This is a genomic window from Salinivibrio sp. ML290, assembly GCF_001995695.1.
Taxonomy (GTDB): domain Bacteria; phylum Pseudomonadota; class Gammaproteobacteria; order Enterobacterales; family Vibrionaceae; genus Salinivibrio; species Salinivibrio siamensis.
Window position 1 is genome coordinate 211518 of the sequence record NZ_MUEY01000001.1, and the last position, 13773, is coordinate 225290.

Sequence of the window (13773 nt, forward strand, 5' to 3'; positions counted from 1 at the left end):
GAGGGTAATGTCATGTTAGATACATTAATGTTGTCGCGGATCCAGTTTGCGGCCAACATCAGTTTCCACATCCTGTTTCCCACCATCACGATAGCACTTGGGTGGATGCTGGTGTTTTTCAAGTTCCGGCACAACCGTACCGGTGAGCAAATCTGGTTGGATACCTACTATTTCTGGGTAAAAGTGTTCGCGCTCACGTTTGCGCTAGGGGTGGTGTCTGGGATCACCATGAGTTTCCAGTTCGGCACCAATTGGCCTGGCTTTATGGAAAAGGTCGGTAATATTGCCGGTCCACTGTTGGGTTATGAGGTGATGACCGCCTTTTTCATGGAGGCGACCTTCCTTGGCATTATGCTGTTTGGTAAAAATCGTGTCCCGAACTGGGTGCACACATTAGCGACGCTGTTGGTGGCGATTGGTACCACCATTTCTGCGTTCTGGATTTTGGTGCTGAACAGCTGGATGCATACGCCAACTGGGTTTGAAATCATTGATGGTGTGGTGCACCCAACCAGTTGGTTTGAGGTGATTTTCAACCCGTCTATGCCGTATCGTCTAAGCCATATGCTACTGGCGTCTGGCCTGACGGCTTCTTTCTTGATCGCCGGTATTTCCGCCTACCAGAAGTTGAAGTCGCCTAAATCAGGTGTGGCAGATAAACCACTAAAAGTGGGGGTCACGGCAGCCGCTATCCTTATTCCGCTACAAATTTTTGTCGGTGATATGCACGGCCTTAACACGCTTGAGCATCAGCCGCAGAAAATTGCAGCAATGGAAGGGGTTTGGGAAACGGAGCAGGGGGCGCCTTTGCTGCTGTTTGCGGTACCGAATGAAGAGACCCGTTCTAACGACTTTGAAATTGGGATCCCGAATCTAGCGAGCTTGATTTTGACTCACCAGCTCGACGGTGAAATCAAGGGCTTGGAAAGCTTTGACTATCACCCCCCGGTGAAACCGCTGTTCTTTGGTTTCCGAGTTATGGTGGGCGTCGGTGTTCTGATGTTGGCGGTTAGCTGGTTCACGGCTTATCGCGTATGGCGTAACCAACCGATGCCTAAGTGGCACCTAATCAGCCTTGTGGCGATGACGTTCTCAGGCTGGGTCGCTACGCTTTCTGGCTGGTATGTGACGGAGATTGGTCGTCAGCCTTGGCTAGTACAGGGCGTGCTTAAAACCGCCGATGCGGTTACCCCGGTCGCCAGCTCGAACGTGGGGATTAGCCTAACCATTTACCTGACGCTCTACGCGGTGCTAATGGTGGCGTATATCCGTACCTTATTCTTTTTGGCGAAAAAACGCCTGCCTGAATACCAATCAGACAATCACGCTCAGACTGAGACAGAGGTATCCGCATGAGTATAACGCCGTATTTACCTGAAATTTATCTGTTGTTATTTGGCTTCTCGGTCTTTATGTATGCCGTGCTCGATGGCTATGATCTCGGGGTTGGCATGTTGCTACCAAGCTGTAACCAAGCGCAGCGTGACCGTATGATTGCGTCGATTGGCCCTTTTTGGGATGCCAATGAAACTTGGCTGGTGTTGGCGGTGGGCTTGTTGCTGATTGCCTTCCCTGCGGCGCACAGCATGATTTTGACTGAGTTGTACTTGCCAACATCTGTGATGCTCGCAGGCCTTATCTTGCGTGGTGTCTCTTTTGATTTTCGTGCCAAGGTGAAGCCAGAGCGTAAAGATCTCTGGGACCGTTGTTTTAAAGCTGGGTCTTTTATCGCATCAATGACGCAAGGGTACATGATTGGTCGTTATGTGTTGGCCTTTGATGAGAGCACAGGCTCCTATTTGTTTGCGCTATTAAGCGGCCTCTGTGTCACTGCGGCGTATATCTACATCGGGGGTACCTGGCTGGTGATGAAAACAGAAGGGGATTTACAAAAACGGGCTGCGAAATGGTCACGTCGCGGGGGCTGGCTAGCGGCCCTCGGAGTGTTAGCGATCAGTATCGTTAACCCTCTGGTCAGTGAGACAGTCGCAGCGCGCTGGTTTGGCTTCCCTGAAATTTTGCTACTCGCGCCCGTCCCATTGGTCTGTCTTGCCATCATGCTGCTTGTAGATCGCTACCTGCGCCACGTGCCGGTCGAAAATGATGTGGGGTACCAGTTCCCATTCATTGGCGCGATATTCCTATTTGCATTGAGCTTCTTTGGTCTCGCGTACAGCTTCTTCCCTGATATCATTCCCGGGGTAATGACGGCGAAAGAGGCGGCCAGCGCGCCGGGTACCTTATTGATTGTGGGCTATGGCGCTATGTTCGTTTTGCCGATGATCTTCTTGTATACCCTGTTTGTGTACCGTGTCTTCTCAGGGAAAGCGACTGAGCTAAACTACGAGTAACATACTTCAGATAGCAATCGAGGCGCCCAGGCTTTTTTGAAAGGCTTGGGCGCTTTTTTATTATCTCTCCTCTATTGGCCACTGACACGCTTTCACTCTGTGGTGTCCAAAGGCCCTCCCATCTATTGATACATTCCCCCTCGGTCTTATAAACCTTGTCACCCTAAACATTTACGAGATTAACCATTACATCTCATTTGTTTGTGGTGTGTTTGCTTCGGCCTCTTTCGCTGTGTTGTTTACTGTATCTGTTATTTTCTTTTCAGTTTGTGTCGATAAGTTGTCGCCATTTGATACAAATATCTGCCTTTTTGCAGTCATTTTCATTTCTTTGGTGGGGAAGAGGTGCGCGATGACCGAGACAGGGAGGGCATTTCTCTTCTTTATGCCCCTTATTAAAGCGAGCTTTCATTGGTTTTGAAGATGGATTTTTGCGCAAATTGCTCACAAATAGTGCTATCAGTACAAAATATTAGGTGTGGAATCAGTAGGGTCAAAATTGACTTAAATCATTGTTTTGTCTTTATCTAACTGTTTTCTCGTGAGGGTGGGTGTGACAAATTGGTTAAAAATAATGTTTGAGATCTAAAGATTAGCGTGTAAGATTATCTTTAACTAATCGTTCAATTAAAAACGAATGGGAGACGAAATGCCTAAGGTAGGGATGCCGGAAGTACGAAAACCGCAGCTAGTGAAAGCCACCATGACGGTGATTGGTCGGGTAGGGCTACATGCGGCAAGTATTTCTCTGATTAGTAAGGAAGCCGGCGTATCGACAGGCATTATCAACCACTATTTTGGTGGCAAACATGGCTTGCTGGAAGAGACGATGCGTGTGGTATTACGCGAGCTTTCAGCCACTGTGATCGACGCACTAAGAGAGATCCCGCGTCATCACCACCAGGCGCGTATTAACGCGATTATTAATGCCAACTTTGAAGGTTTTCAGGCCAAGTCTGATGTGGTTATCACTTGGCTGGCGTTCTGGTCTTATGCCATGCACGACAATGAGTTACATCGTTTACAACGTGTGAACGAGAAGCGCTTGCTGTCACATTTGCGCATTGAACTTCGCGCATTATTGCCAGAAGGGCAGGCGGCGATGGTGGCTCAGGGGATTGCCGCATTGATTGATGGTATTTGGTTGCGTGGTGCATTGAACCCTAAAGGTATTGATGCCAACAACGCGCGCACCATCATCAATGACTACTTAGATAAGCAATTGACCTTTTATGGTCGTCCTCAGAGCTAAGCTTCAACAGAGCCTTACATGCACACTCGAACAGAAAAGAATTCAGGATTAATCATGGATGCGAAAACGCTTTTTATTAACGGTCAGCTAACCACTGCAACAAGCGGTGAGCAGTTTGCAACGGTTAACCCAGCAACGGGTGAGACGTTGGCGCAAATTGGCCAAGCCTCGGCAGACGATGTACAAGCGGCGGTCGATGCGGCCAAGCAAGGTTTTGCGGTGTGGTCACGTATGACTGCTATGGAGCGTAGCCGTATTTTATTAAAAGCGGTTGCGTTATTACGTGAGCGCAATGATGAGCTGGCCAAACTTGAAGTGCTCGATACCGGTAAGCCGATGCAAGAAGCGGTAGAGGTTGACGTGGTGACCGGTGCGGATGCGATTGAGTATTTCGCTAACTTGGTACCGTCAATGCAGGGTGAACAGCAGCCGCTATCGGACAACCAATTCTTTTATACCCGTCGAGAGCCACTTGGCGTGTGTGCAGGCATTGGTGCCTGGAACTATCCGATTCAAATTGCCATGTGGAAGTCAGCACCTGCCTTGGCCGCGGGTAATGCCATGGTTTTCAAACCCTCGGAAGAAACCCCGCTGACCGCACTGAAACTGGCAGAGATCTTCGCAGAAGCGGGTATGCCTGCCGGCGTATTTAATGTGGTGCAGGGTGATTATCGTGTGGGGCAAATGCTGACGGCACATCCTGAGATTGCCAAAGTCTCCTTTACTGGTGAAGTGGGTACAGGCAAAACCGTGATGGGTGACGCCGCGAAGACCCTGAAGTCAGTCACTATGGAACTAGGCGGCAAGTCGCCATGTATCGTGTTTGATGATGCCGATCTGGATAACGCAGTATCCGCGGCGATGGTGGCAAACTTCTACACCCAAGGTGAAGTGTGTACGCACGGTACTCGCGTGTTTGTTCATGACAGTATTTATGACCGTTTTATTGAACAGCTTAAACATCGCACTGAAAAACTCGTTATCGGCGACCCAACCGATATGAATACCCAAATTGGTGCCCTGATCTCAACCGATCACCTTGAAAAAGTGATGACGGCTATCGAGACCGCAAAACAAAGCGGCGCGACCTTGCTCACGGGGGGGTATCGTGTGACTGAAAACGGCCTCGATAAAGGTAACTTTGTGGCCCCCACCATTTTCACTGACTGTGATGACAGCATGGCGCATGTTCGCGACGAGATCTTCGGCCCTGTGATGTCGGTGCTGCGTTTCTCGGACGAGGAAGAAGTCGTGGCACGTGCCAACAACACGCACTATGGCCTGGCGGCTGGCGTGTTCACACAGAACCTATCGCGTGCACATCGCATTATTCATCAACTCGAAGCGGGTATTTGCTGGGTCAACACCTGGGGCGATTCGCCGGCTGAAATGCCTGTCGGTGGCTATAAGCATTCAGGAGTGGGGCGTGAAAATGGTGTCGAAACCCTCACGCATTATACCCAAACCAAGAGTGTGTTAATCGAGCTTGGCGACTTCGCCAGCCCTTACGCCTAATTTCTAACGGAGCGACCAATATGTCACAACGCTACGATTATATTATCGTCGGCGCGGGTTCGGCCGGCTGTGCATTGGCTGATCGGCTGACCGAGTCAGGCCAACACCAAGTGTTATTGCTTGAAGCTGGTGGTACCGATAAGAGCATTTTTATTCAGATGCCCACAGCACTATCGATTCCGATGAACACCAAACGCTACGCTTGGCAGTTTGAATCTTTGCCTGAGCCAGGCCTTGATGGCCGTCAATTGCATTGTCCTCGCGGCAAGGTGCTAGGCGGAAGCTCATCGATTAATGGCATGGTCTATGTCCGTGGTCACGCTTGTGATTTTGAAGAGTGGGTAGAGCACGGCGCCAACGGTTGGGATTACGCAAGCTGCTTACCGTACTTTAAGCGTGCAGAAACCTGGTCTGGCGGTGCTGATACCTACCGTGGTGGCCACGGCCCGGTAGGCACATGTAACGGCAACGACATGAAATTAAACCCGCTATATCAAGCCTTTATTGATGCGGGTGTCGAAGCGGGCTACCCAGAAACCAAAGATTACAACGGTTATCAGCAAGAAGGCTTTGGCCCTATGCATATGACCGTCGACAAGGGCGTGCGTGCCTCAACGTCCAACGCTTACCTGCGCCGCGCACTGAAGCGTAGCAACCTGACCTTGAAAAAAGGTGTGGTCACACGCCGCATCTTGCTGGAAGGCAAGCGCGCGGTGGGCGTGGAGTTTGAAAAAGGCGGCAATATTGAACATGTGATGGCTGACAAAGAAGTGATCTCGAGTGCCGGTTCTGTGGGATCGCCACAGCTGCTCCAGTTATCAGGGATTGGCTCGCGTGATGTGCTCGAGAAAGCCGGTGTAGACGTTAAGCATGAGCTGCCGGGTGTGGGTGAAAACCTGCAAGATCACCTCGAAGTCTACTTCCAGTTCCACTGCAAACAGCCTATTACGCTTAACAGCAAGTTGGGTCTTATCAGTAAAGGCATGATTGGCACTGAGTGGATCTTAACCCGCAAGGGGCTGGGTGCTACCAACCACTTTGAGTCATGCGCTTTTATTCGCTCTCGCGAGGGGTTGAAGTGGCCGAACGTTCAGTATCACTTCTTGCCTGCAGCGATGCGCTATGACGGCAAAGCCGCATTTGATGGCCACGGCTTCCAGGTACACGTTGGCCCTAATAAACCAGAGAGCCGCGGCCACGTTCGGATCAAATCAGCCGATCCGCACGATAAGCCGTCAATCTTATTTAACTACATTACCACCGAGCAAGATCGCCAAGACTGGCGCGACACCATCCGTTTGACCCGTGAAATCATGGCGCAAAACGCGATGGATGCATTCCGCGGTGATGAAATTCAGCCGGGCAATGATGTTCAGTCTGATGAAGCGATTGACCGTTGGGTGAAAGATAACGTGGAAAGCGCCTACCACCCCTCGTGCACCTGCAAGATGGGTGCGGATGATGACGCACTGGCTGTGCTCGATGAGCAATGCCGTGTACGCGGAATTCAAGGGCTGCGTGTGGTGGACTCGTCTGTCTTCCCAACCATCCCTAACGGCAACCTGAATGCCCCAACCATCATGGTAGCGGAGCGCGCCGCTGACATGATTCTTGAAAAGCCACTCTTGCCTGCCGAGCAGGTGCCAGTATGGATTGCGGCTGAGTGGCAGCACAAGCAACGCAATCAAAACGCGCAGAGTGACGATGCCACCGTCGGTGAGCACGCACTTGAAACTAATCAGTAAGCATTACAAGGAAACTAAAATGTCAATGAATAAACGTAAAACCAGCAAAACTCTGATGACCGCAGTCGGTTTGAGCTCCATGGTCGCCTTTAGCGCCGCGGCTAATCAGTGTGAGACAGTCCGCTTTTCGGATATCGGTTGGACGGACGTGACCTCAACGACTGCCATCACTACTGAAGTGCTGAAAGGCATGGGTTACGAGACACAAACCGATCTATTGTCTTTGCCGGTAACCTTCTCATCACTTGCGTCGGGCGACATCGACGTATTCCTCGGTAACTGGATGCCTACGCAAACAGGCGATATCAAAAAGTATCTTGACGAAGGCTCGATCGACAGCGTTCGCGCCAACCTGACAGGTGCCAAATATACCCTCGCCGTGCCTAAGTATGTTTACGATGCGGGTGTTACTAGCGTCGCAGATATCGCGAAATACGCTGACAAGTTCGACTCACGCATTTATGGCATTGAGCCAGGTAACGACGGTAACCGCCAGATCCAGAAAATGATCGATACCGATGATTTCAACCTGGGTGACTTCCGTCTTATCGAATCCAGTGAAGCTGGCATGGTGTCTCAGGTGTCTCGTGCCGTTCGTCGTGACAAGTGGGTTGCCTTCCTCGGTTGGGCCCCGCACCCAATGAACAGCAACTTTGATATGAAATACCTATCTGGTGCGGACGAGTACTTTGGTCCTAACTATGGTGGTGCCACGGTTCATACCAACGTACGTAGCGGCTATGTCGAGCAGTGTGCGAACGTCGGTCAAATGCTTGAGCAACTTGAGTTCAGCCTCAAGATGGAAAACGAAATGATGGGCAAAATCCTTAATGACGGAGAGAAGCCTCAGGCCGCGGCACGCGAGTGGTTGCGTAATAACCCAAGTGTGCTGAACAAGTGGCTGGACGGCGTGACCACCGTTGATGGTGAGAACGCGGTTGAAGCGGTCACTGAGTACCTGAAAAAGACTGAAGCGTAAATAAAAAAAGTGTAGAAGGAGAGGGCGGTGTTAACGCCGCCCCTAAGGTTTTATTGTGAATATTATTACAGATAACAAGATCCCACTCGGTCAATGGATGGAAAATGGTGTTGACTGGCTAACCATGAACGCCGCCGGCTTTTTTGATGCGATCTCAATTGGCTTAGATACGACCATCACACTATTAGTCGACATTTTTAAATGGATGCCAGCGGCAGGGCCGATCATTATGACAGCCGCCTTAGCATGGTACCTGCAGCGTCGAATTTCCATCGTGATCTTTGTTGTGAGTGCGCTCTTGTTGATCCTCAACCTGGGCTACTGGCAAGAGATGCTGGAAACCTTTGTTCTGGTATTTGCCGCGACAACGATTTCCGTATTAATTGGCATACCGCTTGGGATAATGGCCGCGCATCGGCCCTTGGTGTACACCATTATGCGGCCCTTATTGGACTTGATGCAGACGGTACCGCCGTTTGTGTACTTGATCCCAACCTTGGTGCTGTTCGGTTTGGGCATTGTCCCAGGTCTGATTTCAACCATCATTTTTGCTATTGCGGCGCCGATTCGTTTGACGTATCTCGGCATTACCCGTGTACCGGAAGAGTTGGTAGAGGCAGGACGCGCATTTGGTGCTAACCGTATGAAACTACTGTTTAAAGTGGAGCTTCCTGCGGCACTGCCTAGCATTATGACGGGTGTGACTCAGTGCATTATGTTGTCACTGTCGATGGTGGTGATCGCGGCGCTGGTAGGTGCTGACGGCCTCGGTAAACCAGTGGTTCGTGCACTGAATACCGTCAACATTTCTCAGGGTTTTGAAGCGGGTCTGGCGATTGTATTGGTAGCCATCATTCTTGACCGCCTGTGTAAAGCACCAAATCAAGGCAACGAATAAGGGGGAAACCATGGACGCAATCGCAATTAAAAATTTAGACGTGGTGTTTGGCGACAATGTTAAGCCAGCACTGGATCTGCTTGATGATGGATTAAGCCGCTCAGAGATTATCGAGAAAACCGGTCAAGTTGTGGGCGTGGACAATGTCTCACTCAATGTGAAAGAAGGTGAAATCTGCGTCTTGATGGGTTTATCTGGCTCAGGTAAATCGAGTCTACTGCGCGCCGTGAATGGATTGAACCCCATCAGCCGCGGTAGTCTTGAAGTCCGTGATGGCAACAGAATGGTCGACATGGCAACAGTTGACTCGCAAACGCTTCGCCACCTTCGTACTAACCGTGCATCTATGGTGTTTCAAAAGTTTGCGCTTATGCCTTGGATGACAGTGGTTGATAACGTCGCCTTTGGCCTAGAAATGAAAGGTATCAGCAAGAAAGAGCGTCGTCGACAAGCGCTGGAAAAGCTAGAAATGGTCGGGTTGGACGACTGGGCTTATCAATATCCGCATGAGCTGTCTGGTGGTATGCAGCAGCGCGTTGGCTTGGCCCGTGCGTTCGCGATGGACAGTGATATTCTACTGATGGATGAACCTTTCTCGGCACTGGATCCACTGATCCGTGCGCAGCTACAAGATGAGTTGCTAGAGCTGCAGAAAAAGCTCAATAAAACGATTTTGTTTGTGAGCCATGATTTGGACGAAGCCCTGAAAATTGGTAATAACATTGCCATTATGGAATCAGGCCAGCTTATTCAACATGGTAAGCCTGAAGACATTGTGCTGCGTCCTGAGACGGATTACGTGCGTGACTTTGTTGCTCATACTAATCCATTGAACGTGTTGAAAGGGCGTTCGATGATGAAGTCTGTTGACGACTTACCTCATGTCGACAACCGTTGGAAAGTGTGTGAGCAGCGTGATATTTGGGTCACCGCAGAGCAGGGCGGTCGCTTGTCAGCCGCTGCAGGCTCACAGCCCCTACGAGTCGTTGAATGGGAAAAAGACGTTCAAGATCTGTCACAAGTTGGAGACGACACTATTGTGGTTGCCTCGCCTGACATTGAAATGCGTGATGCGATTGAAATTCGCTATCACACTGTTAAGCCAGTGTTACTCATCGAAGAAGGGAAACTGGTTGGTACCTTATCTGACCATGACTTCTACCACGCGCTGTTAGGTAAGTTTCAACAAAAGTGCACTGATAAAGCGGCGTGACATTCGGTGTATGATTTGTCTATAGACAGATGAATAAAACAGCCTGCTCCAAGAGCAGGCTGTTTTTTTTACGTATCTATGTGTGTACCGAGGTTTGGTGCCTCACTCATATCGCCTCACGAGCGACCTTGTTGAGCGAGATGGACAAAGTACTAGGGCATTATCACGGTATCAATCACATGGATTACGCCGTTGGAGGTCATGATATCGGGCTTGACGACGGTAGCGTTATCGATTTTGACATCCCCGTACGATGTTTTGATCATTACGTCACTGCCTTGCACTGTGGTCGCGGAAGACATTCCCATCACTTGCTCTGCCGTTACTTTTCCAGGGACGACGTGGTAGGTCAGGATCTCGGTGAGTTTGTCTTTGTTTTCTGGCTTGAGTAGGGTGTCCACCGTGCCGTCAGGTAACTTATCGAAAGCCGCGTTCGTGGGGGCAAAGACGGTAAACGGGCCCTTTCCTTTCAATGTATCAACAAGGTCCGCGGCTTTAACGGCTGCCACCAATGTTGAAAAGTCGTCATTTTTCATTGCTGTATCAACAATGTCATGCTCACCTTTGTGGTGGGCAGCGACGGCGTTTCCCATCCCAACCAGCAATGTCGCAGTGATGGCTAATTTCGTGATCGTGCGTGTTAACATCATTGTTCTCCCTTTTGCGTTCGTTTCCCCACCCAATAAGTTGCCTTATTACAACCCTTGGTGACGACTTGGGAAGTATCAACTTGTTGCAAGGGTGAAAACGAGGACGGAAGCGAAGTCGATCACTGGTAAGGAGAATATTCCCCATCTTCCTCTTTTCTACGCCTAATAACCGCCGCCGTCTTGTGAAATTTTTCGAACGAGTCATTCATATTATTGTGATTGTCGTCACGGTCTGTCAGGCGTAATCTCATTCTCGTTCCACGGCAATAGCGCAATGACAATGTCGAACCGTGATTGCGCCTTGATGAGTCTCTGGAGACAGATTTTTAGAAATGGAGACATTGAGGTGACAAATCACCGGCACAATTTGCGTTTAATAGCTGTCAACCCATTACGAAAGAGGAAACAAACCATGAAAAAACTTGCTGCAATCTTTGCCCTAACGTTCGCTTCAACGTCTGTCATGGCTGGTGGTCTGAACCTCGATGTAGACCCTGCAGAAGGGGGCGCTTGGGTAACGGTCACTGAACAAGGCCAAGCGGTAAAAGGCGCTAAAGTCGCCAATGAGTCGGGTCTTGATGCGAAGGTAACGGATGAGTCTGGTCGTGTATTTATCCATGCTCAGAACCAAAACAGCCGCTCAATAAACTTTGTGGCTAGCACCGATCAAGGTGAGCGTGTAGAGCAAGCCGCATTCATCAAAGGCGACCACAGCTAAAAGACGCGCGATTGAGTTCAAGCCGCCGTTAACAATGGCGGTGCCGATAAAAAGAGAGCATGTTTGCTCTCTTTTTTTTGTCACTGTTTAGGTTGGCAGTAGCCAATTTTTTAATTGATGTAGAGAGTCAACTTGGTGTGTCGGCGCAATATCTTCAGGGACTGGGGTATTATCAACATTTAGCCAACACGTATCGATGCCGGCTTGCATGCCACCGAGAACGTCAGAATGTGGGTTATCACCCACCATCAAGATTTTCTCTTTAGGCGGATGCCCCATTTTTTCAAACGCATGTTCAAAGATACGTGGGTCAGGCTTAGCGACACCGACCTGCTCAGAAATGACCAACGTAGAGATCGCCGCCTTCAATCCTGTTTTTTCTAAACGGATATCTTGTAAAGCCGTAAACCCGTTGGTGATGATACCAATATGAGCATGCGGGGAAATGGCGTTGATGAGTTCCCGAGCCCCTGGCAATGGTTCACAGATGTCTGCCATGGCATCTAAAAAACCTTGGTTTAAGGAAGAAGGGGCGACGTTTAAGCGCTTTCCCCAGTCCGTGAAGCGTTCGGTCTGTAGAGTCTGGGCATCAATTTCCCCATTTTGATACTGTACCCACAGTGGTTTATTGCGTGCGGAGTATTCGGCAAACGCCTGCTGATCAAAATCGACATCGTAATGCGAGAACAGACGTTGTAAGCCGGAGAACGCATCAAAGTGAAACAAGGTCTCGTCGGCATCGAATAAAACCCATGGGTATCGCATGTTATTACATCTCTTTACGTGAAGTTAACTAAGTGTAACAGAGTGCCAGTGCGGTTTTCGAGTCCATTTTTGTTTACTCACCGTCCATGGTGATAAACAGCGTGAGTGGTCGCGAGCGCATACGCTATGAGAATGACAAGGAAAGGTAGAGACCTGCCAAGGTCGCACTCATCAGGTTGGCGAGTGTCGCCGCGAGAATGGCTCGCATACCAAGTGTCGCAATATCGCCCCGGCGTTCGGGTACGATGCCGCCTAGGCCTCCCATCAGCATGGCAATGGAGGTCAAGTTGGCAAAACCACACAGCGCAAACGTCACGATAGCTTGACTGTGGGCGGATAATTGGCCTTTTAAGTTCATAAAATCGGCAAAAGCAACAAACTCGTTCACCGCGATTTTTTTACCAATCAAGGTGCCTGCGGTCATGGCTTCATGCCAAGGAATGCCAATTAACCAAGCCACCGGCGCGAACAGGTAGCCAAACAGCCATTCAAGGCTCAGCTGAGGCAGGTTCAAAAGAGGACCAAGCTTACCTAACCCACCATTGATGAGCGCAATCATACTGATCACGGCCAATAAACTGGCACCCACTGCCATGGCGATTTGTAAGCCACTTAAGGCGCCTTGCGTGCCGGCATCAATCAGGTTCACTGGTTTGTCCTGTGTGTCTTGCACTGATTGATGTTGCGTCGGGGTCATCGGTGTTTCGGTTTGTGGCACGATGATCTTGGCCATCATGAGTCCTGCCGGTGCCGACATAAACGCCGCCGCAATAAGGTACTTCATTTCCACACCGAGCCCTACATAGCCTACCATGGTGCCGCCAGCCACTGAGGCGAGCCCACCCACCATGACAGCAAACAGCTCTGAGCGTGTCATGGCAGCAAGAAAAGGCCGAACAACCAGCGGCGCTTCAACAGAGCCAACAAAAATATTGGCGGTGGCAGACATTGATTCTGTACGCGACGTGCCGAGTACACGTCGTAGTAGTCCACCAATCAGGCTAATGACCCATGTCATGACCCCAATGTGGTACAGCACAGCGATCAGTGCAGAGAAAAAAACGATGGTGGGCAATACATTAAAGGCGAATATAAAACCGAGTTTGAATTTAGCGAGATCGCCAAAGAGGAACTCTGCGCCTATGTCACCAAAGCTGATGATCGCAGAGACGGTGTCAGACGCGTTGGCCAAAATACGCTGGCCAAGGGGAACCGAGATGATAAAGCCAGCAAAGACGATTTGTATGAGGAATGCACCGCCAACGGTGCGCCAGTTAATCGCGGATCGATTTTCAGAAAAACCCATCGCGATAAGAAAGAGGACGCTAATCCCCAACAGGCCAATGCCAAACTGCATGATGTTGCTCCGCAAACGTTAAACTTGAGATGGAAAACGATTGCGGCGGTATTGTACGTGGTTTTTCTTATGTGACAAGTGTCACTTTGTGTGTTTTGTGTTTGCATTTTGTTTCATCAATGGTGTCTTTGATATGAGCAAGCGAGTTGCCCAAGCGTGATGACTTTCACGATCGTTATGTTTGCTTAGCAATGGTGGAAAATACGACTATGATTTTAAAAGGGTGTTAGGCGTTCTAAAACGCTATTAACCAAATTGTTTATTGTTCTGAAATAAAGAGTTCAAATAACCGGGAAAGCCAGTAAAATCGGGGCATGGAGGGAAGTTGGT

At 49.8% G+C, this 13773-nt stretch carries 12 protein-coding genes; 9 read left to right on the forward strand and 3 right to left on the reverse strand.

The window, feature by feature from the left end; all coding sequences use genetic code 11:
• Positions 1–12: 12 nt before the first annotated feature.
• From BZG23_RS01085 to choV, 8 genes are all read left to right on the forward strand, one after another.
• Entirely contained in the window at positions 13–1356 is a 1344-nt protein-coding gene (locus BZG23_RS01085) for a cytochrome ubiquinol oxidase subunit I (RefSeq protein WP_077605895.1), read from the forward strand.
• Positions 1353–2351 carry a cytochrome d ubiquinol oxidase subunit II gene (gene cydB, locus BZG23_RS01090; RefSeq protein ID WP_077605896.1) on the forward strand — a complete coding sequence of 333 codons (999 nt, stop codon included), beginning with the start codon at positions 1353–1355 and terminating at the stop codon, positions 2349–2351. Before BZG23_RS01085 ends, cydB begins: the two co-directional genes overlap by 4 nt.
• Positions 2352–3000: 649 nt before the next feature.
• Positions 3001–3603 (forward strand): transcriptional regulator BetI, encoded by a 603-nt coding sequence (gene betI / locus BZG23_RS01095; RefSeq protein WP_077605897.1) that lies wholly within the window; start codon positions 3001–3003, stop codon positions 3601–3603.
• Between the two features lie 54 nt (positions 3604–3657).
• Positions 3658–5118: a betaine-aldehyde dehydrogenase gene (betB, locus tag BZG23_RS01100; protein WP_077605898.1), complete on the forward strand. Its 1461-nt coding sequence runs from the start codon at positions 3658–3660 to the stop codon at positions 5116–5118.
• Between the two features lie 20 nt (positions 5119–5138).
• Positions 5139–6863 carry a choline dehydrogenase gene (gene betA / locus BZG23_RS01105; protein ID WP_077605899.1) on the forward strand — a complete coding sequence of 575 codons (1725 nt, stop codon included), beginning with the start codon at positions 5139–5141 and terminating at the stop codon, positions 6861–6863.
• A gap of 25 nt (positions 6864–6888) precedes the next feature.
• On the forward strand, positions 6889–7842 hold the full coding sequence (locus BZG23_RS01110; RefSeq protein WP_443216268.1) for a choline ABC transporter substrate-binding protein: 954 nt from the start codon (positions 6889–6891) through the stop codon (positions 7840–7842).
• Between the two features lie 55 nt (positions 7843–7897).
• Positions 7898–8740, forward strand: coding sequence for a choline ABC transporter permease subunit (gene choW / locus BZG23_RS01115; protein ID WP_046073603.1), 843 nt, complete (start codon positions 7898–7900; stop codon positions 8738–8740).
• A gap of 10 nt (positions 8741–8750) precedes the next feature.
• Positions 8751–9953, forward strand: coding sequence for a choline ABC transporter ATP-binding protein (gene choV, locus BZG23_RS01120; RefSeq protein WP_046073602.1), 1203 nt, complete (start codon positions 8751–8753; stop codon positions 9951–9953).
• Between the two features lie 152 nt (positions 9954–10105).
• Here choV and BZG23_RS01125 read toward each other — a convergent pair whose 3' ends face one another.
• The gene (locus BZG23_RS01125) at positions 10106–10600 is read right to left on the reverse strand and encodes a fasciclin domain-containing protein (RefSeq protein ID WP_046073601.1); all 495 of its coding nucleotides are present in this window, start codon (positions 10598–10600) and stop codon (positions 10106–10108) included.
• Positions 10601–11015: 415 nt separating this feature from the next.
• On the opposite strand from BZG23_RS01125, the gene BZG23_RS01130 reads away from it, so the two are divergent.
• The gene (locus BZG23_RS01130; RefSeq protein WP_077605900.1) at positions 11016–11321 is read left to right on the forward strand and encodes a hypothetical protein; all 306 of its coding nucleotides are present in this window, start codon (positions 11016–11018) and stop codon (positions 11319–11321) included.
• A gap of 87 nt (positions 11322–11408) precedes the next feature.
• On the opposite strand, the gene yjjG is transcribed toward BZG23_RS01130, so the two are convergent.
• Positions 11409–12086 carry a pyrimidine 5'-nucleotidase gene (gene yjjG, locus BZG23_RS01135; protein WP_046073599.1) on the reverse strand — a complete coding sequence of 226 codons (678 nt, stop codon included), beginning with the start codon at positions 12084–12086 and terminating at the stop codon, positions 11409–11411.
• A gap of 124 nt (positions 12087–12210) precedes the next feature.
• A complete protein-coding gene (locus BZG23_RS01140; protein WP_077605901.1) occupies positions 12211–13443 on the reverse strand; it encodes a NupC/NupG family nucleoside CNT transporter in 1233 nt (410 codons plus the stop codon).
• Between the last annotated feature and the right edge of the window lie 330 nt (positions 13444–13773).